Annotated in this window: 16 protein-coding genes and 1 pseudogene; 10 read left to right on the top strand and 7 right to left on the bottom strand. The window is 70.4% G+C overall.

Going from position 1 to position 22,756, the window contains the following annotated elements:
* The 4 genes from JNW91_RS31655 to JNW91_RS02070 all read right to left on the bottom strand — a co-directional run.
* Positions 1 to 188 (bottom strand): hypothetical protein (locus JNW91_RS31655; protein WP_238424129.1); only part of this gene is annotated, 188 nt, incomplete at its 3' end.
* On the bottom strand, positions 185 to 1,039 hold the full coding sequence (locus JNW91_RS31650; protein WP_305070392.1) for a hypothetical protein: 855 nt from the start codon (positions 1,037 to 1,039) through the stop codon (positions 185 to 187). The genes JNW91_RS31650 and JNW91_RS31655, both read right to left, overlap by 4 nt.
* Entirely contained in the window at positions 1,036 to 1,872 is an 837-nt protein-coding gene (locus JNW91_RS31645; RefSeq protein ID WP_238424128.1) for a hypothetical protein, read from the bottom strand. Before JNW91_RS31645 ends, JNW91_RS31650 begins: the two co-directional genes overlap by 4 nt.
* 42 nt (positions 1,873 to 1,914) lie before the next feature.
* The gene (locus JNW91_RS02070; RefSeq protein WP_238424127.1) at positions 1,915 to 2,970 is read right to left on the bottom strand and encodes an ALF repeat-containing protein; all 1,056 of its coding nucleotides are present in this window, start codon (positions 2,968 to 2,970) and stop codon (positions 1,915 to 1,917) included.
* A gap of 376 nt (positions 2,971 to 3,346) precedes the next feature.
* On the opposite strand from JNW91_RS02070, the gene JNW91_RS02065 reads away from it, so the two are divergent.
* From JNW91_RS02065 to JNW91_RS02050, 4 genes are all read left to right on the top strand, one after another.
* Positions 3,347 to 3,889 carry a hypothetical protein gene (locus tag JNW91_RS02065; protein WP_203173248.1) on the top strand — a complete coding sequence of 181 codons (543 nt, stop codon included), beginning with the start codon at positions 3,347 to 3,349 and terminating at the stop codon, positions 3,887 to 3,889.
* A 137-nt stretch (positions 3,890 to 4,026) separates the two neighbouring features.
* Positions 4,027 to 5,217, top strand: coding sequence for an FG-GAP repeat domain-containing protein (locus tag JNW91_RS02060; RefSeq protein WP_203173247.1), 1,191 nt, complete (start codon positions 4,027 to 4,029; stop codon positions 5,215 to 5,217).
* A 549-nt stretch (positions 5,218 to 5,766) separates the two neighbouring features.
* Entirely contained in the window at positions 5,767 to 6,549 is a 783-nt protein-coding gene (locus JNW91_RS02055) for a hypothetical protein (protein WP_203173246.1), read from the top strand.
* 325 nt (positions 6,550 to 6,874) lie between these two features.
* Positions 6,875 to 10,555, top strand: a complete 3,681-nt coding sequence (locus tag JNW91_RS02050; protein WP_203173245.1) for a non-ribosomal peptide synthetase — start codon at positions 6,875 to 6,877, stop codon at positions 10,553 to 10,555.
* A 369-nt stretch (positions 10,556 to 10,924) separates the two neighbouring features.
* On the opposite strand, the gene JNW91_RS32990 is transcribed toward JNW91_RS02050, so the two are convergent.
* The 3 genes and pseudogenes from JNW91_RS32990 to JNW91_RS02035 form a co-directional block, all read right to left on the bottom strand.
* Positions 10,925 to 11,539, bottom strand: coding sequence for a hypothetical protein (locus JNW91_RS32990; RefSeq protein ID WP_255544924.1), 615 nt, complete (start codon positions 11,537 to 11,539; stop codon positions 10,925 to 10,927).
* A gap of 32 nt (positions 11,540 to 11,571) precedes the next feature.
* Positions 11,572 to 11,925: pseudogene (locus JNW91_RS33790) on the bottom strand (2,3-diaminopropionate biosynthesis protein SbnB); the annotation flags it as partial.
* Positions 11,918 to 12,151, bottom strand: coding sequence for an MbtH family protein (locus tag JNW91_RS02035; RefSeq protein ID WP_203173244.1), 234 nt, complete (start codon positions 12,149 to 12,151; stop codon positions 11,918 to 11,920). The gene JNW91_RS02035 and the pseudogene JNW91_RS33790, both read right to left, overlap by 8 nt.
* A 254-nt stretch (positions 12,152 to 12,405) precedes the next feature.
* Between JNW91_RS02035 and JNW91_RS02030 the strand changes: the two genes are divergently transcribed.
* From JNW91_RS02030 to JNW91_RS02005, 6 genes are all read left to right on the top strand, one after another.
* Positions 12,406 to 17,544, top strand: coding sequence for a non-ribosomal peptide synthetase (locus tag JNW91_RS02030; protein WP_203173243.1), 5,139 nt, complete (start codon positions 12,406 to 12,408; stop codon positions 17,542 to 17,544).
* A gap of 407 nt (positions 17,545 to 17,951) precedes the next feature.
* A complete protein-coding gene (locus JNW91_RS02025; protein WP_203173242.1) occupies positions 17,952 to 18,806 on the top strand; it encodes an aspartyl/asparaginyl beta-hydroxylase domain-containing protein in 855 nt (284 codons plus the stop codon).
* A 124-nt stretch (positions 18,807 to 18,930) separates the two neighbouring features.
* The gene (locus tag JNW91_RS02020) at positions 18,931 to 19,380 is read left to right on the top strand and encodes a VOC family protein (RefSeq protein ID WP_203173241.1); all 450 of its coding nucleotides are present in this window, start codon (positions 18,931 to 18,933) and stop codon (positions 19,378 to 19,380) included.
* Positions 19,381 to 19,639: 259 nt separating this feature from the next.
* On the top strand, positions 19,640 to 20,362 hold the full coding sequence (locus tag JNW91_RS02015) for a hypothetical protein (protein WP_203173240.1): 723 nt from the start codon (positions 19,640 to 19,642) through the stop codon (positions 20,360 to 20,362).
* Positions 20,363 to 20,374: 12 nt separating this feature from the next.
* On the top strand, positions 20,375 to 21,262 hold the full coding sequence (locus JNW91_RS02010) for an LLM class flavin-dependent oxidoreductase (protein ID WP_203173239.1): 888 nt from the start codon (positions 20,375 to 20,377) through the stop codon (positions 21,260 to 21,262).
* Positions 21,263 to 21,399: 137 nt separating this feature from the next.
* Positions 21,400 to 22,716: an MFS transporter gene (locus JNW91_RS02005; protein WP_203173238.1), complete on the top strand. Its 1,317-nt coding sequence runs from the start codon at positions 21,400 to 21,402 to the stop codon at positions 22,714 to 22,716.
* Positions 22,717 to 22,756 lie beyond the last annotated feature (40 nt).

Genomic DNA, 22,756 nt, shown 5'->3' with positions numbered 1-22,756 from the left:
CTCTGCGCGGCGGTACCGGCCGCGTCCGCGGCCCCGGCGGCGGTGTTCGCCGCGGCCTGTGCGTTGTCGGCCGCGGCACGGGCAGCGGGCAGCTGCGCCTCGATGATCGCGGCCTGCCGCGCCGCGTGGTCGCCCTCGGCGGTGCCCTTCTTCGCAATCGCCTCCTGCGCGTACGCCGCGTAGCTCAACTCCTTGGCGTTGCGCTCCTCGAACGCCTTCTGGGCGCGAACCGACGCCGCCTTCGACTCGTTGACCAGCCCGTCGAAGCGCGCGATCGAATTGGTGACCTCATCGGCTGCGGCCTTGGCGGCGGCGCCCTTGCCGGCCGCGACGTTCTGCTGCTCGACGGCCCGCCGCGCCGCGTCGTAGGCGGCCGCGTGCTGGGCGAGGGCGACGCTGGTCTGCTGCCGGGCGATGTCCCGCTGAGCCTTGGCCCGCAGGTAGTGGGTTTGCGCGTCGGCCGCCCGTGCCCACGCGTCGCGGGCGTCCTGCTCGGCGCGCAGCCGCTGCCTGTGCGCGTCGCCTCGGCGGCCCGCGCGGCGGCGGCGAGCTTCTCGGCCTGGTCGGCGAGCTTGGTCGCGGCGGCAGCCTCACGTTCGGCGGCCTGCCGGTACTTGACCGCGTTGTTCGCCTCCACGGTGGCGTTGCGGTCGGCGTCCAGCGCCTTGGCCGCAGCCTCGGTCGTCTCGGCTGCGCTGCACGCGGTCTCGGCTGCGTGTTTCGCCGCCAACGCCGCATCGCTCTGCGCGCCCAGCACCTCGGCCCATCCGACCCCGTGCGTGAGCCCGGTCCTGACCAGTGTTTCGGCGGCCGTCCCGGCGACCCCGGCGTGCGCGATCACCTGTTCGGCGTTACGGGTCGTGGTGGCCGACTCGGCGCACGCGTCGGCACGCAGTCTGGTCAGGTCGGCGGTGTGGGTGGCACCGCCGGCTCTGCGGATCGGCAGGTCGCCCGCATAGATGGCGTCGGCCTGCTTGGCGTACTTGTTGACCAGGCCCATTGAATTGGCGGCGATGGTCAGCGACTGGGTCGCGGTCACGGTCTCGGTGATGATGGTGGTACGGGCGATCGCCGCCTGGGCGCCCGGCTCGCCAGGTCAGCCAGGTCGTTGACGGCCTTGGTGCGGGCGGTGAGCGCCGCCTCGATCTGCTGCTGCGCCGCCGTGTCCCGTGCGGCGGCCTCGGCGAAGCCGTTGTCGTAGAAGGCCGCGATGGTCACCGGGTCCTCGGTGTCCAGTGCGGCCTGGCCGGCAGACCGCACCTCGTAACCGCCGGAGCCGACGAGCTGCTCGACCCGCGCCTTGATCGTCTTGGCCTGCTCGGCCGCGTTGATCTCATCCTGTCTGTCCGCCGCCACCGCGGCGGCATGCCCGATCGCGACGAAGTCGGAGATCCTGATGTCGTCATTCGTGGCCAGCGCGGCAGCCGCACGCTGCCGGACGATCGGGCCGCCCGTCTCGGCCCACTCCTGTACGGACGACCGGTTGGCTTCCGCGACCCGTTTCCTCCGCTCGGTCGCGGCGGCTCGGTAGATCGGCAGCGCATCGTTGAGGAATGCGACAAACTCGTCGGGATCGTTGGTCAGCAGCACGGCGGCGGCGGCCTTGCGCACCTCGGCATCCTCGTCGTAGTCGGCGAGGTCCTGGATCAGCATCCGGTTGAGCTCGGTGTCGTCGATCGGCCCACCGGCCGCCAGCTGCCGCTCCCGCTCGGCCTCGGCCGCCTGCTGCCGGGCGATCCAGCTCTGCAAGGTGAGCGACTTCGCCGCTGGCGCGGCCTTCGGTGCGACCGGGACCGCAGCGTTGGCGGTCTGCGGCAGCAGGACGACTACCAGCAGGCCCGCGATCGCCGCGGCGAAACGTGCGCGCGTCATTGTTCCCCCGTGTGTGGTCATGCGGCTATCGAGACAGAAAGGTCACGCGGTAGGGCTGGGCGAGACAGTCGGGTTCGCGCCAGGGAGGGCATCGGCGCTGGCCTTGGCCGACTCGTACACGGCGGTCCACTCGGCGGCCTGGCTCTGCGCCCAGGCGACCTCGTCGGACCACGACCCGCTGGTGCCGGCCGCGTTGTCCGCGATCGTCGGCCAGTCCTGCTGCGTGCTCGCGGTGACCGCGAAGTCGTGCACCTGCTGCCACGACTGGGCCTGGGCCGCTGCCAACTGCTGATTGGCCAGCCAGGACGCCTGCGTCGCCGCCGCCGTGTCAGCCGCGGTGCTCCACGCCAACCTCGCCTCGGCGGCCGCCTTGGCCTTGGCGGCCTCCGACGCCTGCTCGTAGGCGTGCTGCGCCTGCTGAGCGAGGACGATCAGCTGAGCGAGCCGGTGCCGGTAGGCCAGGTCCTGCTCCACCAGGTTCATCCGGAACGCCTGCAGATCACAGCCGGCTGCGCTGGCCCATGAGTACTTGAAGAACTCCTGGATGTCGTTGTCCGTGCTCTTCTGGATCGCGCGCTGGGCTGCCGCCCTCACCCATGCTCCCGACCCGTGCAGCGCGATGTCGGCGACATAGTCGCGGTCCTGCTGCGCCTGCTGCCTGGCCTGCTCCACTGGCGAGTGCTTCGCGTCCAGGTCCTGGGCCTCCTTGAGCCCGGTGCGCACGTAACGGTCCTTCTCCGCCAACGTGCCGTAGGACGCGCGGATCGCGGTCAGATGCACAATCGGAGAGGTCGTCGCCGTCGTCGTCGAGATCGTCCGTGAGATGACCAGAGCGTTGCGCGACGCGTTCTGCGACGCCCGTGCCCGAGCCTTCTCATAGCCACCACCCGGGCTCAGGAAATCCGTGACCGCGGTCGGCACGTCACTGATCAAGGCCGACCACGCCGCCGTCTGCACTTCCCACCGCGGGTCATTGTCGGCAAGCCGACGCACGAGCGCGCGATAGCGGTCTGTCGCATCCGAGGGCCCCGCCACAGCGTGCAGCGCGGCGTTGATCGGAGTGGTGATCGCAGGCTGCACCGTGACCGGCAGGATCATGAACACGGTAGAGGCTGTGAGCAGCGTAAATGGGTGAAGGGTGAAGCCCGGCATGAATTCCCCCGTGTCGTGACTGCGGAGTCCATCGATGAATCTCCGCGTCAACAGTCTTAGCAGGTATCCGGTAGATGTGTTGCCCCGCCTACCGACGGCTTTTTGCGGCGCTGAAGAGCGGGGCAATGGTGGCGTCGTTGACCGTCTATATTGCTCACGGCTGCACACTGGTGTTGTCGGCCACGGGGATGTCGTCACGGTGGGGCGAATCGGCTCTCATCGTGCGTTCACTCGCAGAGAAGATCATATTCGGGGGGACACTGTGGTGTCATTGAGAAAAGCAGATCTTGCCGTCCTGATCGCAGTCCTGACGACCGCGATAATGGTGACCACCGCCACCGGTCAACCCGGATGGGCCGCGGTCCCGTCCACGACGACCGCCGCCGCACCGAGCAACTCGCTCGTGGCCGACCCCACCAACCTGGCGACCGACGAGGACAAGGTCGCGGCGGCCCGGGTGCTTGGCATCAACCCGGGAATGGAGATGCTTGTCCTCAACGACCAGGAGTTCGTGTTCTCGATCTGGCGGCAGGCGCTCGACGGCAGCTTCGTCAAGGCCGGGGCGCTCCGGACGTACGAGTCGGAGGACCCGAACGCGGCGTACACCTTCATCACGACCGGAATCTTCGCGGCCTCGGCCGACGACGCGCAGGCGGAGATCAGCGCGGAGCGGGCGAAGGCGCTGCGCAGATCGGTGGCGGTGACAGTGGGCCTCGATCCGTCCGACACCGCCCTGATCGAGAAGAGCGATCGCGACTTCATCTTCAGCGTCTGGCAGCGGGTCACCACGGCAGTCATGTCTGGACCGCGGCCCGCAGCGCGATCGCCGACGGCACCGACCAGGACGACTGGACGGCGTTCCTGACCGTCGACGCCGCCGCCGCGCATGCCCGGGACGTCGCCGACGCGATTGCGCAGGCGGACGCGGAGCTGGCCGCCCGGCTCGCCGCAGAGCAGCTCGCAACCGCCAAGAAGTCCCTGCTGCAGCTGCTCCTGCTGCCGGTGACCGACGAACTGGTCGCCGCGCCCAATCGGCAGTTCGTGCTCTACGTGCACAACAACGCCAAGGGTGTCGAGGTGAAGCTGGCGTCACAGATCGCGTTGAACGCCCCCGACGAGCAGCTCGACCAGGCGCTGAGGGACTTCGTCTTCACCGGCGGTACGGCGGCCAACAAGCGGGACGAGGACGCCGCCGCGGCCAAGGAGTTGGCCGGCTACCTCGCGCAGATCACCAAGATCCGTGATGACGCCAGAGCCGACGGATACTCACCGAACCTGCTGGCTGCGGCCGGGAAGGCGCTGGCCGACAACACCCTGGTGGCGACGCAGACCTTCCTGCTCAAGGGACAGGAGGAGGCGCGAGCGCTGGACGTCGCGTTCCGGCAGAAGCGCACGTGGGACTTCGACGGGGACAAGAAGCCGGACCTCGTCGCGGCCGACTCCAGCACCGGCATCCTCTGGCTCTACAAGGGCAAGGGCGACGGCACGCTGGAGGACGGCCGGACGAACATCGGCACCGGGTGGGCAAAGTGGACCGCCGTCTTCTCGCCCGGCGACTTCAACGGCGACGGCTTCAACGACGTGATCGCCCGGAGCAAGGCCGGCGAGCTATTCCTCTACCGGGGCAACGGCAAAGGCCGCTGGCTCAACGGCACGGCACCAGACAAGATCGGTAGCAGCGGCTGGCAGGCGTTCACCGCGATCTTCTCGCCTGGCGATTTCAACGGTGACGGTTTCGCCGACGTGATCGTTCGCAACACTGCCGGCCAGCTGAAGCTCTACCGTGGCAATGGTGGAACCGGCTGGCTGAACGGCACGTCACCCGACACGATCGGCACCAGCGGTTGGAACCAGTTCACCGCGATCTTCTCGCCCGGCGATTTCAACGGTGACGGTTTCGCCGACGTGATCGCTCGCAACACGTCCGGCGAGCTGAAGCTCTATCGCGGCGATGGCGTGGGTCACTGGCTGAACGGCAGTTCACCCGAGACTGTCGGCACCGGCTGGAACCAGTACACGATGATTTTCTCCCCCGGCGACTTCAACAGCGACGGCCGCGCCGACGTGATCGTCCGCAACTCCGCCGGCGAGCTGCGTCTGCACCGCGGCAACGGCAAGGGCAGTTGGATCGATCCGACCTCGAACATCCTGATCGGCCGCACTGGCTGGAACGCTTTCAGTTTCGTCTTCTGAGTGACGAAGCCATCCGGACGCCGCCGCCCCCAGTTGGAGGCGGCGGCGTCCGTCGTTGTCCTCCGCGACCTGACCACAAGCCCGCGAACGAGGCGGGTGCGACCGCCGACCTCCGTGAGGGGCTGTCCCGACGCCTTTCGTCCCGGGAGAGGCGACCACCCGTCCAGGTCAGGGCGATCAGCAGATCGCTGTCTGGTTCGGCCCGCTCTGCACCGATTTCGAGGTCGTTGAGCCGCCGACGGCGTGCCACACGCCACCACCCGTGCGGACTGACGGCGCCGACAACGTCACGCTCCCGCTGACGACAAGTCCGCGAAGGTGACGGTCGAGACGACGTCTCGTGGGGTCAGATCACCCAACAGGCCGTAAAGCGCTGGTCAGGGCTCGCGGTTCCCCCGAACGGCCCGTGACATGATGGCACCCATGGGGAAACAGCAGGACGTCGGCGGGCCCGACCATCACAGCGGGTCAGGTGCCGCCGCGGACCGTGCGACGGGTGGCAGCGCCGATGCGCGGCTCGCCCTTGCGCAGGACCCCACGACGCCGCAGATGACCCTCATCGACCTGGCGTCCGACCCGTCGGCCCTGGTTCGCAAGGCGGTCGCAACCCGCGCCGACGCGCCCGCGCAGGCACTGCGACCGCTGACTCGGGACCGTGATCGTGACGTCCGGGAGGCCGTGGCGAGAAACCCCTCGACCTCGATCGGCAATCTCCTGCTCCTCGTCAAGGACGCCGACCGGTGGGTCCGCTGGGCGGTAGCCGGCAACCCGGCCTGCGACGAGTCGGTTCGCCGGGTGATGGCGGAGGCCGCCGACAAGGAGCTTCGCGGTCTCCTCGCGGAGATGCGCGACCTGGAGCCCGAGCTGGCCGCACGGTTGGTCAACGACGTCTCGCCCGAGGTACGGGAACGACTCGCCACCCACACCCACGACCCCGACGTGATCGCCGCCCTGATCACCGATCGCACCGTACGCGTACGTAAGGGTCTCGCCCGCAACCCGCGGATCACCACTGCCCAGCGCAGCGCACTTGCCCAGGATCCCGTGGCGGACGTTCGTGTCGCGCTGGTGCTCGCGCTCGAACTGGACGAGGCGGATCTGCGACGCCTGGTCGACGACCGCTCGGTACAGGTGCGGATGGCGATGGCGACGTCCGAGTTGGTCCCGCCGCACATCCGGCAGGCGCTCGGCCGCGATCCCGACGAGATGGTCGCCAGCGCGGCACGGGACTTCCGCCCCGGGGTTGGCACCTCCCCGGTGGTACGGGCGCCGCGCATCGCCCACCGTGCCTCCGGCGCGGGCCGAGGCCGACCGGGCGGCGCCCGCCGCTGAGGCCGGCGGAGCCTCCGCCGACGGAGCCTCCGGGTGGACGTGCGGCCGGGCCTCAGCGTTCCGCCGCCGGTGGTGAGCAGGTAGAGCGAATCGTCGAGCGGGTGATTGGGCCGGAACTTCGTCCCGAACTGTGACGTCGCGTCGGGGACGGGCTTCGACGGGACACGCCCCCGGGTCTCGGTGACGGCGGGGCCTGATATTGCCTCCGCCCTGCCGCCGATGGTGCCGATGCCGCCGATTCGCGGCCGTACTCTGGCCGTCAAGGTGCGTTTCCTCGCCGCCTTCGCAGCGGTGGAACAGCTCTATGACACGAGGTGGGGTTGGCGTGAGCGGCGCTGCTGGGCGGGCGCTCCGTGAGTTGTTCGCGGAGGTCCTGGGGGTGGCGCGGGTGGAGGACGAAGACTCCTTCCTCGCCTTGGGCGGTGACTCGCTGAAGGCCGTTCGGCTGGCCGATCGGGCACGGGCCGATCTGGGCCTGACCCTGACCGTGCGGGACCTGTTCGACGCCCCGACCGTTGCCGCGCTGGAGGCCACCCCGCGAAGGTCGCAGACCGCGAGCACGCCACCTGACGCGGTGCCATCCAACGGCCGCTTCCCGCTGACCTACGCGCAGCGGGGGCTGCGCTTCCTGGAGCGGCTGGAACTCGCCGGCGAGATTCTCAACCTGCCCCTGGCGTTGCGCCTGCGTGGTCCGATCGACCGGCATGCGCTGCGGGCGGCCCTGGACGACGTGGTGGCGCGGCACGAGGCCGTGCGCACCATCCGCTCCGAGGCCGGCGGCGACACCGCACAGTGGGTCGTCGACGCCGGCGTGGCCTTTCAGGTCGAGAAGGTGCCCGAGGACGAGCTCGACGCCCGGCTCGCCGGCCTGACGGCGTACACCTTCGACCTCGCCGTCGAGATCCCGCTGCGGGTGTGGCTGCTCGAACTGGGTCCGACCGACCACCTGCTGCTCCTGCTGACCCACCGGACCGCCGCCGACGAGGTCTCGCTCGGGCTGCTGGCCCGCGACCTTGCGACGGCCTACGCGGCCAGATCGACAGGCTGCGCGCCGGACTGGGCCGAACGGCCCGGCCGGTTCGCGGACTTCGCGCACCGCCAGGCCGCGTTCGCGCTCGGCGCCGGCGGCGCCGACCCGGCCGCTGCCGCACGGTTGGCGGCCCGTGCCGAACTGCTCTCCGGTATGCCGGACGAACTGGCCCTGCCGTACGACCGGCCTCGCCCGGCCGTGCCCACCCACCGGGGTGAGGAGATCGTCTTCCAGCTCGACGCCGAGACGCACCGGGACCTGGTGGCTGCCGCCCGCGCCGCCCGGGGCAGCCTGTTCATGGTGATCCAGGCCGCCGTCGCGGTGCTGCTGAGCCGACTCGGCGCGGGCGAGGACATTCCCCTCGGCACCGTCGCGCGGGGCCGCACCGACACGGACCTGCACGACCTGGTCGGTCCGTTCGCCAACCTGATGGCGTTGCGCACCGACGTTTCCGGCGCCCCGTCCTTTGTCGAGCTGCTCGGCCGGGTGCGCGCGACGAACCTCGACGCCTACGCCGACGTCGACATCCCGTTCGAGCTGCTGGTGGGCGCGGTCAACCCGGTTCGCTCGCTGTCTCGGCATCCGCTGTTCCAGGTCCTGGTCACCGCACGGGCCGAGCCGGGCCCCGTGTGCCTGACCGGCGTCGACGTACGGCCCCACGGGCGGTGGCCGGTTGCCTTCCGGCACGATCTCAGCTTCGCCTTCGCCGAGCGTCCCACCGAGGACGGCGAGCCCGCCGGGATCGAGCTGACCGTTGGCTACCGGGTGGACGTCTTCGACCGGGCGACCGTCCGAAGCGTCGGGGAGCGGCTCCTGCGCGTGCTCACCGCCGTGGCCGCCGACCCGGCCCGGCCGGTCGACCGGATCGAGGTCCTGGACCCCGCCGAGCGGCACCGGCTGCTGGTGGAGTGGAACCGCGCCAGGCCCGCGTTCGAGGTGCCCCGCCGGACCCTGCCGGAACTGTTGGAGACCCAGGTCGCCCACACTCCCGACCTGCCGGCCGTCCAGATGGGCGAGACGGTGCTCACCTACGCGCAGCTCAACGCGCGGGCCAACCAGCTCGCCCGGCACCTGATCAGCCGCGGTGTCGGCCCCGAGTCGATCGTGGCGCTGATGATGGAGCGCTCGGTCGACGTGATCGTGGCCCTGTGGGCGACGCTCAAGGCGGGCGGCGCCTACCTGCCGATCGACCCGAGCTATCCGGCGGACCGGATCGAGTTCATGCACAGCGACGCGGCGCCGGTGCTCACGCTGACCGGGTCGGTCGAGGTCGGGCACCTGGCGGCCACCGACATCACCGACGCCGACCGCTTGGCGCCGCTGCGCCCCGCGCATCCCGTCTATGTCATCTACACCTCGGGCTCCACCGGTCGGCCCAAGGCGGTGGTGATGCCAGGCGCCTCCCTGGTGAGCCTGTTGACCTGGTATCGGACGGCGCTGTCACCCGGGCGGATGGCCCAGTTCTCCTCGCTCAGCTTCGACACGTCCGCCTTCGAGGTGCTGGTGGCCACCACCACCGGCGGTGCGCTGGTGGTGCCGCCGGAGGAGGCTCGGCGCGACATCGACTTCTTCGCGCGCTGGCTGCGCGACTACGAGGTCCACGACATGAATCTGCCGAACCTTGTGCTCGACTCGCTCTGCGAGTCCGCCGAGCGGACCGGCATCGAGCTGCCCGAACTGCGGATGATCGCCCAGGGCGGCGAGGCGTTGACACTCTCACCACGCCTCAAGGCCTTCTTCGAGCCCGAGCGACGACGGCTCGACAACTACTATGGCCCGACCGAGACCCACCTGGCGATCGCCCACTCCTTTCCCGCCAAGGGCGCGGACTGGCCGGAGGAAGCACTGCTCGGTCGACCGATCGGCAACATGCGTGGGTACGTGCTCGACGGCCGGCTGCAACCCGTGCCGGCCCGCGTGGTCGGCGAGCTGTACCTCGCGGGCGAGCAACTCTCGCGTGGCTACCTGAACCGCCCGGGCGCGACCGCCGCCCGCTTCGTCGCCAACCCGTTCGACGGGCCGGGCAGCCGCATGTACCGCACCGGCGACCTGGTCCGCTGGACGTCGGACGGCCACCTGGTGTTCCTGGGCCGGGTGGACCAACAGGTGAAGATCCGTGGCTTCCGGCTCGAGCTCGGCGAGATCGAGGCAGTGCTTCGGCGTCACCCGGCCGTCGCGCAGGTGGCGGTGCTGGCCGTCGAGGACCGCCCCGGCGTCAAGCGCCTGGTCGCGTACGTCGTGTCGGAGTCCGGCCCGGTGGATCCGGCCGCGCTGCGCGAACACGTGGCCTCGACGCTGCCCGACTACATGGTGCCCTGGGCGTTCGTCCAGCTCGACCGGATGCCGCTCAACCCCAACCGGAAGCTCGACCGCAAGGCCCTGCCCAAGCCGACCCGCGAGGCCACCAGCCGGGCACCCCGTACCCCGGTTGAGCGGACGCTCTGCGAGATCTTCGCCCGGGTGTTGGGCGTACCCGCGGTGAGCATCGACGACAGCTTCTTCGACCTGGGCGGCAGCTCGCTGCGTGCGGTCGAGCTGACCGCCCGGGTGCGGGCCGAGTTCGGGGTGGAGCCGCCGCTTCGGGTGCTGTTCGAGCGGCCGACCCCGTTGGGTCTCGCCGAGCACCTCGCCTCTGCCGTCGGGACCGTCGGTCCCGCGCCCGTCGGAGCGGCCGAGGTGCCCAAGCAGCAGACCGCGAAGCGGCCTGACCCGCCCCAGCCGCAGGAACGGGCGGCTCGCGTCGGTGGGATGTTCAGCGACCTGCTGGAGTGCGGCCCGGTCTCCGAGCAGGACAACTTCTTCGCACTGGGCGGCCACTCCCTGCTCGCGACCCGGTTGATCAATCGGATCAGAGACGAGTTCGGGGTCGAGGTGGCGCTGAAATCCCTGTACGAGAGCCCGACGCCGGCTGGCATCGCGGGTCTGCTCGACCGGGGAAGGGCTGCCCGGCACGCGCTGCGGGCCCGACCCCGCTAGGCGCGGAACTCGTTATGGGTACGGCGGCCCCACCGGTGCACGTCCCGGACGCCTCCCGGGTGGTCGGCGTGGTCTCCGACCTGCTCGACCCCCAGCGCGGCCGTCTGGGACACGGCCGACCGGCTCGCCGAGGGCATCCACCGGCAGGCACGTCGGGACTGGTTCGAGCCGGACGCCGATCCGCTGATCGAGAACCCGCACGCCGAGCGGTTGCGGGGCATCCGTCACGCCCCTTGGATACCCGCCAGCTGGAGGACTACGCGATCCGGCGCGGCTGCGAGTTGGCCGAGGCGGAACGGTGGCTGCGGTCCAACCTGGGCTGACCACGGTGTCGGCGGGAGCCCGGCCGGACTCCCGCGGACAGCCAGGTCATCGGTGGAAGCCGGGGATCCAGGTGCCGATGCCGGCCTTCTCCGCCGAGGCCCTGACGTGGGCCGCCACCGCGATGTCGAGGATGCCGAGGCCGAACTGGGAGTACACCACCAGGTCGTCCGAGGCCCGGCGGCCGGGCTGCCGGCCGCGCAGCACGTCGCCGAGGGTGGTGCGGATGAACTTCCGGTGGCCGTGCCGCTGCTCCAGCAGGTGCAGCGAGGTGTTGACCCGCAGGACGTGGTCGGGGTCGTCGACCACGTTGTCGTGCCGCTCGATCTCCTCGGGGGCGATGTCGCGCACCGACATGTGCAGGATGGTCGCGCCCTTCGGGCACCCGGCCAGGCTGTCGATGTGTGGCGAGGGTGTGTTGGTGGCGATGGACACCAGGGGAGCGGCGTGCAGCACCGCCTCGGTCGAGGTGGCCACCTCGACGGCGGCGGGGGCGAACTCGCGCACCCGGGCGGCGAAGGCGCGCGCCCGCTCCTCGACGATGTCGAACACCAGTAGGCGCCACCCGTCGCCGTACGCGGCCTGGAGGTAGCGCACGATCGAGAGGTTGATCGGCCCGCAGCCGATGACGCCGACGGTGGAGAGCCGCTGCTCGCCGTGCAGCGCGGACGCCGCGACAGCGCGCTCGCGCCGGTGCGGGCCACGTTGATCGCGGACGCCTCCATGAGCACGCTGACGCGGCCGTCGGTGAGGGAGTTGAGCGCGATGACGGAGGAGGCGCGGTCCTTTCCGACCTCGACGTTGCCGGGAAAGGACGAGCTCCACTTCATGCCGGCCAGCTCCTCGTCGGTGCGCAGGTAGGCGGGCATCCCGACGATGCGGTCCCGGGGCCGCGTGGCGACGGTCAGGAAGCTGGACAGCGGCACGACGGTGGCCCCGTCCGCGTGCGCCTCGCAGGCCGACCGCACCGCGGCCAGCACCTCGGCGTGCTGGTCGGCCAGGCAGGAGGCAACCTGCTCGCGAGTCAGGACCAGCACATCGTCACTCATCGCCGGTCGCCCGCGCGTCGCGCTTCACCGCCGCCACGAGGGACGCCGGGCGCATGTCCACCCAGTGCCGGTCGATGTAGTCGAGGCAGCTCTGCCGGCTGTCGCCGCCGTGCACGGTACGCCAGCCGGCCGGGACCGCCACGGTCGCGGGCCACAGAGAGTGCTGCTGCTCCGCGTTCACCAGGACCAGGAACTCAGCGTCCACATCGTCAAATAGAGCGCTCACGGACCCCTACCTCGCGCGTGCGGTCATGCCGGAAGTCGTCGCGGATGGATCAGTCACGACCGTAGGAGATCCGCGACCGCGGCACGGGCAGCGCCGGAGGCGACCGAGCGGCAGCTTCCCGCCACCCGCCGCCGTAGGTGCCGTGGTTCTGCCGCTCGGGGTGCCGGTGTGGGCGTGAACCGGCGTCTAGCGTTCGGGTGTTGGCGACCAGCAGGTACGCGGTGCCGCACCTCGGTGTCCCTGGAGGAGACTTCGTGATCCCAGTGTCGTTCGGTCAGCATCGGCTGTGGTTGCTTGACCGGTTCGAGCGGACCGGGTGGACCTACAACATCGTGGTGCGGGCCTCGATCTCAGGCCCGCTCGACGTCACCGCTCTGGACGCGGCGATCGCGGATCTGGTGACCCGGCACGAAGTGCTGCGGACGAGTTTTCCCGACGTGGACGGGACGCCGGTCCAGCAGATCGCCCCACCGCCGGGGGACGGCGGCCTGCTCGAGGTGGTCGGCGTGCGGGGCGAGGACCTTCCTGCGGCGCTGGACGCGAGCGCCCGCCACGTTTTCGACCTGACGCGCGAGGCACCGGTCCGCGCGGGGCTGTTCCGCACCGCGGCCGAGGAGTTCGTCCTTCACCTGGTGTTCCACCACATCGTGGTGGACGGCTGGTCGGTGCGGCCGCTGATGCGGGACCTGGCCCACGCCTACGCCGCTCGTGTCACGGGTGCCGCACCCGTGCTGGATCCGCTGCCGGTGCAGTTCGCGGACTTCGCCATCTGGCAGCGCGAGGTTCTCGGCGAGATCGACGACCCGAGGTCGTTGCTCTCCGAGCAGCTCGACTTCTGGCGCACCGCGCTCAAGGGACTGCCGGACGAGATCGCCCTGCCGGTCGACCGGGACCGCCCGGTCAAGGCCACGCACCGGGGCGGGGCAGTTCCGGTCGGCACCGACGGGGACCTGCACAGGCGGCTCCGGGAAATCGCTCAGGACAACGGCGCCAGCCTTTTCATGGTCCTGCACGCGGCGCTCGCCGCACTCCTGCACCGCCTCGGCGCGGGCGACGACATCCCGATCGGTACCGGCACCGCCGGCCGCCGGGACGAGGCCCTCACCGACCTGGTCGGATTCTTCGTGAACACCGTCCCTCTGCGCGCCGACGTCTCCGGCGATCCGAGCTGGCGGCAACTCGTCGCGCGCGTGCGTTCCTTCGACCTCGACGCCTTCGACCACCAGGACGCCCCGTTCGAGGCGATCGTCCAGGCCGTGAAGCCGCAGCGCCGCCCGGGCAGGCACCCGCTGTTCCAGTGCATCCTGGAACTCCAGGACCACGAGACCGGTCCGGTCGGCTTCCCGGGGCTGGACGTGCGCCTGCACACGGCCGAATCCATCGAGCGTCACTCCGCCAAGTTCGACCTCTATCTCGACCTGTCCGAGACGTTCGACCGCGACGGCGCTCCGGCGGGCATCCACGGCCACCTCAACTATGCCGCCGATCTGTGGAACGACGACTCGGCGAACCTGCTCGCCCGGCGATTCGTCCTCGTCCTCAACGCCCTCGCCGCCGACCCCGACGCGCCCGTCTCCCGCGCGGACATTCTCGTCCCCGGCGAACGTGCCCTCCTCACGAGCACACCCGTCACCCCGCCCGGAACGCACACCGTCGACACCGACGCGCTGGCGGACCTGCTGGCCACCAGCCCCACCCTCACCGGCCTGCACCTCACCGGCGAACTGCCCGATGCCGAAACGCTCGCCACCCTGCATCGCGACCATCCCCACCTGCGTCCCACCCACCGCACCGACCTGCCCGTCCTCGACCACACCGGCAAACCCGCCCCGCTCGGCGTCACCGGCACCCTCCGCACGGGGCACCGGGCCCGGCGACGCCCGGACGGGCATCTCGAACTGCCGCCCCCTGTCGCCGATCACACCCAGGAACTGCCGGCCGTCATAGCGGCAACGGCCACGCCACGCACCCCCAGGCAGGAGATCATCCGCGGCATATTCGTCGACGTTCTCGGGCGCGAGGACGTCAACCTCCACGACGACTTCTTCGACCTCGGCGGACAGTCCCTCCTCGCCGTCCAGGTGGCCACCCGGATACGCAGTCACCTCGGCGTCGACCTCGACCTCGCCACCGTCTTCCGGGCCCCGTCCGTCGCGAAACTCGACGCCCACCTCCAGCAGCTCGCCCCGACCAGGGCCGCACCGAGACGGACCGAGTCACGCCCCAGCCCGCTGCCGGTCTCCCCGGCTCAGCAGAGCCTCTGGACAATCGACCAGATCCAGGGACCGAGCACGTCCTACAACATCCTCAACGCGCTCCGGCTGCGCGGTGAGGTCGACGCCACGGCCCTGGAGCACGCGCTCAACGACGTACTCGCCCGCCACGAGGTCCTCCGTACCGTCTTCCGTGCCGAGGACGGCGAGCCCCACCAGCACATCCTTCGGCCGGACGAGTCGCGGATCGACCTCCAGCGCGCCGACTGCGCACCGGAGACGCTGCCCGAGTCGCTCACCGCGAGCGGGGCGCACGTCTTCGACCTCGCCGAGGGCCCGCTGGTCCGCGCCCACCTGTTCACGCTCGCGCCCGACGAACACGTGCTGCTCCTGGTCGTCCACCACACCCTCTGCGACGGCTGGTCGGTCGGGCCTCTGCTGAGCGACCTGTCGACCGCCTACCGGGCCCGGCTGGTGGGCGCGGCGCCGGCATGGCCCGACCTGCCCCTGCAGTACGCGGACTACACGCTCTGGCAGCGCGACCTGCTGGGCGGTGAAGCAGACCCGGACAGCCTGGTGGCACGGCAGCTCGCGTACTGGAAGAAGACCCTCGACGGGTTGCCCGACGAGATCCCGCTCCCCGTCGACCGCGCTCGACCGGAGACCCCGACCCTGTCGGGCGCGTCGGTCCCGGTCCGGATTGACGCCGCTCTGCATCGAGGGCTCGTCGCGCTCGCTCGTCGCCACGGCGTGACACCGTTCATGGTGCTGCACGCGGGGCTGGCCGCGCTGCTGTCCCGCCTCGGCGCGGGAACCGACGTGCCGATCGGAACCGTGGTGGCCGGCCGGACGCACCGGGAGTTCGACGACCTGGTGGGGTTCTTCGTCAACACCCTGGTGCTGCGCACGGACCTCGCCGGAAACCCCTCCTTCGGCGAGCTGCTGGGCCGCGTTCGGGAGACCGACATCGCGGCGTTCGAGCATCAGGACGTGCCGTTCGAGCGGGTGGTCGTGCAGCAGAACCCGGTGCGCTCGGCGGTGCGGCACCCGCTGTTCCAGACGATGCTCGTCCTCCAGGACATCGGGCAGGCCAGGCTCGATCTGCCCGGCGTCCGCGCGGATCCCGCACCGCTGACCACCACCACGGCCAAGTTCGACCTCACCCTGTTCCTCCAGGAGGCCGCGGACGGCGTCGAGGGCTACTTCGAGTACGCCACGGACCTGTTCGACCACGACACGGTCGAGGCCCTCGCCGAGCGGCTCCTGCGGGTGTTCGAGGCGATGGTGGACGACCCGGACGCCCGGCTGAGCAGCGTCGATCTGCTGACCGCCGGGGAGCGGCAGCGCCTGACCCGCTGGAGCGGAACCTCCGCCGCCATCCCCGCCGACCGCCGGCTCCACCGCCTGTTCGAGGAGCAGGCGGGCATCCGACCCGATGCGCTGGCGTTGGTGCGGGGCGCGGAACGCCGCACGTACCGCGAGGTGAACACCCGAGCCAACCAGCTGGCGCACCATCTCACGGAGCGCGGCGTGCGACGGGGGGCGTTGGTCGGCGTCCATCTTGAGCGCGGCCCGGCGATGGTCGTGGCCCTCCTGGCGGTCCTCAAGGCCGGTGCCGGCTACACCCTGCTGGACCCGGAGTTCCCCGCCGATCGCGTCACCTCGGTGATCGCGGAGAACGGCATCTCGCTGGTGGTCACCTCCGCCGCCCTCAGGCCCCGCCTAACCACGGCCACCACCTGCTGCCTGGACGAGGAGGCGGCGGCGATCGCCCTACGACCGACGAGCGATCCCGATGTGGGCGGGGATCCCGGCGACGTGGCGTGCGTGATGTTCACCTCGGGCTCGACCGGCCGGCCGAAGGGCATCGCCTCGTCCCACCTCGCCCTGGTGGGCACGTACTTCGGCCAGGGCTACTGCGCGTTCGGGCCGGACGAGATCTTCCTCCAGTGCTCGCCGGTGTCCTGGGACGCGTTCGCCCTGGAGCTGTTCGGGGCGCTGCTGCACGGCGGCGCCTGCGTCCTCCAACCCGGCCAGAACCCGGAGCCGACCGAGATCGAACAACTCGTCACCGGGCACGGTGTGACGATGCTGCAACTCTCCGCGAGTCTGTTCAACTACCTGGTCGACGAGCATCCGGCCGCCTTCAGCGGCGTGCGGTACGCGATGACCGGCGGTGAACCGGCCTCGGTGGTGCACGTGGCGAAGGCGCTCCGCGACCATCCGGGCATGTGCGTGGTCAACGGCTACGGCCCCGCCGAGAGCATGGGATTCACCACCTGTCACGTGGTCACCTCGTCCGACCTGGTCCTGCCCACGGTGCCGATCGGCCGGCCGATCGCCAACAAGCGGGCGTACGTGCTGGGCCCGGCCCTGGAACTGCTACCCCCCGGTGTGGTCGGCGAGCTGTACGTGGCGGGCGTCGGCCTCGCCCAGGGCTACGTGGGCAGGCCGGGCCTGACCGCCGAACGTTTCGTCGCGGATCCGTACGGTGGGTCTGGAAGCCGGATGTACCGGACCGGTGACCTCGCGCGGTGGCGGGCGGACGGTGTGCTGGAGTACATCGGCCGGGCCGACGACCAGGTCAAGATCCGGGGCTTCCGGGTCGAGCCGGCCGAGGTCGAGGCGGCGGTCGCACGGGACAAGTCGGTCGCCCAGGTCGCCGTGCTGGCCCGCGAGGACCGGCCGGGGGACCGGCGGCTGGTCGCCTACGTGGTCTCCGCCCCCGGCGAGACCTTCGACGCGGCCCGCCTGCGACGTGCGGTGGCGGACGCGCTGCCGGAGCACCTGGTGCCGTCGGCCTTCGTGTCGCTGCCGGCCCTGCCGATCACCGCGAACGGCAAACTCGACCGTCGGGCCCTGCCCGCACCTGTGGTCGTCGCGGGAAACGGCGGCCGTGCGCCGGCCACCGAACAGGAACGGGTGCTGTGCGAGATCGTCGCCCGGTTGCTGGACATCCCCGGGGTGGGGCCGGACGATGACTTCTTCGAGTTGGGCGGCCACTCGCTGCACGCCGCCCGCCTGGTGGCCCGGATCCGCAGCCGGCTGGGCGCGCGGCTCTCCGTCGCGGACGTCTTCGCCAGCCCCACGGTGGCCGGGCTGGCCGAACGGTTGGGCCGCGCTCCGAGGTCCGGGACCGCCCCGGTGCTCCGGAGGAACCTCCGCGCGGCGACCGGCTGACCGCCGTCCGCCTTCATCCTTCTGGCGTTCCGCATGATCACCTCGCCGAACACGCCGCCGGCTGCTGTCCATCGACGGGTCGCCGCCGGTGCGCGCGCCGGTCGGTGCCAGCTGCCGGAGGCAGCCGTGCTCCGGGTGACTCGCGTCCGGCGAACGTCACGGGTCAGGCCGACGGGCCCGCCCGACGGGCCGACGGCCGAGGGCGAAAAGGTTGCCTCCAGCCTGCCTCTGTTGCCGCCCATCGGTCCCGGCGGGCTCGCCTAGTGTGGCAATTCCCGGAGCGGGTCGCAGATCCCGGAGAGCATTTCCCCGCACGATCCGCCGAGTGAATTCGCGGCCGCCAGTACGGCCTTCTCCGTGGTGACCGCGTTCCTCCGGGCCCCGACGAGCGAGTCAAGGAGTGGGTTGTGCGTACGCAGTTGATCGGCAAGATCGACCTGGACCAGACGAGGCTAGCGGCGGATCTGGAGGCCAGCTTCGGCATCAACTTCGCGGAGCCGTATGACGAGTTCGTCTGCGGCCGTCCGTGGAAGAGCGCCATGCTGATGGCACCGGGCGGCGGCGAGGGTGGCTTGCTCTCGCAGTTCGACCCGACCGTGCCGAGCGCGTTCACCGCCGATGGCAAGCGTCTGCCGTACGTGCAGGAGCTGATCGGCAAGCTCTTCGCGACCGAGCACATCACCTTCGTCCGCATGGTGGCGCTCAGCAACAGCGTGCTGGTCCCGCACTGCGACTATGTCGAGCTGTCCGACGACGTGTCGAAGGCACGGATCGCCCACCGCGTACACATCGTGTTGTCCACCGGCGAGGACGCGATGTTCAACGAATCCGACTCGGTCTACCGGATGAAGGAGGGCGAGGTCTGGTTCATCGACGTCACCAAGCCGCACAGCGCCGGTGTCGTGGGCGAAACCCGTCGGGTCCACCTGCTGATCGACGTGGCGAACGTGGACGACGTCAAGGACCTCTTCAAGTTCGAGCACGAACTGTCCGGCGTGATTCCGGAGGCCAACGTCTGTGACCGTCCGACCCTGAGCGACGGCGAGCGCGACGGCCTCCTCGGGCTGTCGAAGATCATCGACGAGGAGAACATCATGGAGGTGCTCGGCCTCGTCATCAGGAAGCACTACCGGCGCGACGGCGGCCCGGACTTCGTGTGGCGCACCATGAGGGACATCGCCCGGTTGAGCAACGACGAGCGGATCGTGAAGAAGGTGGCGGACCTGTACCGCCACACCAATCTCCAGCGCATCGAGAGCTGACGTTCTCCGAGGAACGCGATCTCGACTCGCGGACAGGCCGCGCGGTGGCGGGGGAGCCGTGACCGGCTTTGGCCACCCTGGCCGGCTCACCGCGCCACCATCCGGGCGAGTGACGGGACTATCAATGACTGCCCACCATCACATCGGCATACAGACCGCGGACCTCGACAACTGCGTCGCCTGGTACCGCGACTACTTCGGCGCCCGCGAGACCTGGACGCTGGACACATTCTCGGAGCTGACGCTCAGTCGGCTTCCCGGGATCACCCGACTGACGGAGGTGCTGGCCGGCGGGACCCGCTTCCACCTGTTCGAGCGGTCCGGTCAGGACCAGCGGCTGCCCGGCGGCAACACCGTGCAGTTCCAGCACACGTGTCTCGCCGCTGACTCGCCGGAGCAGCTCCGGCGGTGGCGGGAACGCTGGGTGGAACTGTACGAGTCCGGGAACTACAGCTTCGCCCGGGCGGATCAGCCCACCGACATCGTGATCGACGCGGACGGCGTGCAGAGCTTCTACACCTACGACGTCAACGGCCTCGAATTCGAGTTCACGTACGTGCCGGACGGTCCATGAACATCAACTTCGAGACACCGTCCGCCGAACTGCCCACACCTCAGGGCTGGAGTTTCGCCAACCGTCCCTACGGCCTTGAGCCGCTGATCCTGCCGCCGGCCGCCGCACCCAACGAAGAGATCGAGCGGCTGCGACTGGAGGCCGTGGCCGGTCCGGCGCTGGAGACGCTGTGCCCGTCGCTGCTCGCGCACCGGGACTCCATCCTGCCTTCCGATCCACCGCCCCGGGTCGCGACGTCGCCGCCGAGGCGGACCCGCGGGTGTACTGGTTCCGGTGGATCACCGGCCACCAGATCGCCTTCGTCATGTGGCGGCTGCTCGCCCAGGAGATGCGAACGGCGGCCCTCACCGACGGCGCCCGGCAGGCGGACGCTGTCACGGCGATGTCGTCGTACGTGCGCGGGTACTGCGCGATGCTGCTCTATACCGCCTCGTGCTCACGCCAGATCTACGCGACGCTGATCCGGCCTTCGATGTTCCTGGCGCACCCGGGTTTCAGTGGCACCTGGGCGTCCGACTTCACCGCGGTCCGCCAGGTGTTCCGCAACCGGCAGCTCTCCTGGCTGGGCGACGAGGCCGTGCTGGCCGAGCTGCGCCGCGCGGTCGCGGTGTACCAGTTGGTCCACGCGGGAGTCGCCACCAAGCTCGTCCCGGCGGGCGGCTCGTTGCTCCAGGAGGCCGCGTCGGCCAGCACCCGGGTTCCGGAACTGCGCGGGATCCTCTACGACAACTACTTCATGACCGCGCGCATCCCGGGCTGCGAGGACAGGGTCGTCGCGCAGCTGCTGCGCCGGCTGGAGGCGGTGACCCTCGACCTGGTCACGCAGGGCATGACCGTCGACGACGACGAGCAGCCGCCGCAGCTGCGCGACGAGCGCGTGTTGGGGATCGAACGCGACATGCTCGGCACACTGCTGCGGGTCGCCGAGCACGCCACCGGGCTGGCCTCCAGCGATCTCGCGCTCCAGCCACAGTCGGAATGACCGGGGGCGGCGATGCGATACGGCGTGTTGATTCTGCCCGACCGCCGCTGGGCGGAGTCGAAGCGACGGTGGGTACGGGCCGAGCAGCTGGGCTTCGACCACGCGTGGACCTACGACCACCTCATGTGGCGTTGGCTGCGCGACAAGCCCTGGTTCGGGGCCGTTCCGACGTTGGCCGCCGCCGCCTCCGCCACGTCGCGGATCCGGCTGGGCACCATGGTGGCCAGCCCGACCTTCCGTCACCCGGTCACCTTCGCCAAGGAACTCATGGCGCTCGACGACCTGTCCGAGGGCCGGATCACCTGCGGGCTCGGGGCAGGCGCCGGGGTGTACGACGACGAGGCGGCCGGCGGGAAGTCGCCGACCCCTCGGGAGCGCAGCGACCGGTTCGCCGAATTCGTGGACCTCACCGACCGTCTGCTGCGCTCGCCGACGACGTCGTACGAGGGCCGCTACTTCAGCGCGCACGAGGTGCGCATGTACCCGGGCTGTGTGCAGCGTCCCCGGCTGCCGTTCGCCGTCGCGGCGACCGGTCCGCGCGGCATGCGGGTGGCCGCGGAGCACGGCGACCTGTGGGTGACCGCCGGCGAGGCGGGCAACTTCGAGCGGCAGCCGTACGAGCAGCTTGTTCCGCTCTTCCGCAAGCAGACGGCGGCGCTGGGCCGGGCCTGCGAGGCGGCCGGCCGCGACCCGGCGAGCATCGGACGGGTCCTGCTCACCGGCGGGATGGTCGACGGCACGGTGGAGTCCGCCGACTCGTTCTTCCATGCCGCCGACCTGTATGCCGAGATCGGCTTTACCGACATGGTGGTCCACTGGCCGCGGGAGGAGTTCCCGTACGAGGGTCGGGAGGAGATCATGGAGGAGATCGCCACCCGCTTCCCGGCGAAAGAGGCGTGAATCGTCACGCCGGAGGGCCCCTGGCACGGTCGGCGCTCCATCGGCAATCCGCTCGGTAGCGTTCGATATAAAGGGGGTCGCCCGTCGGTCGGTGACGCCGGCCGTTCACCTGTGCGACAAAAGAATTGGTGGCCACCGTGAGCGGAAGTCTCGAGGAAAGCGAACGGCGACACCGCTGGGGAGGACTGCTCCGGCAACGCGACTTCCGGTTGTTCTTGATTGGTGAGACCACCAGCAAGCTCGGCAGCAGCATGGCGAGCATCGCGATTCCCCTGGTGGCGCTGGTGACGCTGAAGGCCAGCGCTTTCGAGGTCAGCGCGCTGGCCGCAATGGCCTGGCTGCCCTGGTTGCTGATCGGCCTGCCGGCCGGGGCCTGGGTCGACCGGCTGCCCAGCCGCCGGGTGATGGTGGTCTGCAACGTGGTGTCGCTGGTCAGCTTCGCCAGCGTGCCGATCGCCGCCTGGTACGGGGTGCTGACGATCGGGCAGATGGTCGTCGCGGCGTTGGCGGCCGGCACGGCGGCGGTGTTCTTCGAGACCGCGTACCAGGTCTATCTGCCGGCGCTGGTGCGCAAGGAGGATCTGACCGAGGGCAACGCCAAGCTCCAGGGCAGCGCGGCCGCGGCGTACATCGCCGGACCGGGCGCCGGCGGCCTGATCGCCCAGGCCTTCGGTCCGGTGTGGGCGCTGTTCGGCCACGCGCTGTCCTTTCTGGTCTCCACGGCCTGCCTGCTGCTCATCCGTCACCCGGCGGGGCGCCAGAGGTCCACCGCGCGGAGCAACACCGGCCTGGTCCGCGAGATCGTGGAGGGCCTGCGGTACGTCTCCGGCGACTCCTACCTGCGCACCTTCACCGTGTACGGGGCGACGGCCAACCTGACGCTCAACGGTTTCACCGCCGTGCTGGTGGTCTTCATGGTGCAGGATCTCGGCTTCAGCGCGGGGGTGGCCGGCGCGGCGATGGCCGGGATCAGCGTGGGCGGAGTGATCGGGGCGGTGGTCACCCCCTGGGTCGTCCGCCGCTTCGGCAGCGCCCGTGGGCTGCTGATCGGCCAGGCGGCGACTCCGTTCGCGCTGCTGATTCCACTGGCCGGCCCGGGGGCCGGGTTGCTGCTGGTCATGCTGGGCGGGATGTTGATCTCGCTGGGCCTGATCATCGGGAACATCATCAAGGGCACCTTCCGGCAGGAGTACTGCCCCCGGTCCGTGCTGGGTCGCGTCATCGTCAGCATGCAGTTTCTCAACTACGGCGCCATTCCGATCGGCGCGCTGCTCGGTGGCGCGCTGAGCACGCTGCTCGGCGTGCGCACCACCATCTGGATCACGGCGAGCGCATTCGCGCTGTCCAGTCTGATTCTGGTGCTCAGTCCCATCCGCCGGCACCGGCAGCTTCCCTCCGCTCCCGCCGATCAGTTGCCGTCTTCACTGCCGGTCCAGGCCGAGCCCGTCTCATAGAGTCCGAGCGTCGGCGTGAGCAAGCAGTTTTGTGCGACGC

Source organism: Micromonospora parastrephiae (assembly GCF_016802865.1).
Lineage (GTDB): Bacteria > Actinomycetota > Actinomycetes > Mycobacteriales > Micromonosporaceae > Micromonospora > Micromonospora parastrephiae.
The sequence above is the reverse complement of the archived record's forward strand: the minus strand, read 5'-3'. Positions and strand labels throughout refer to the sequence as shown.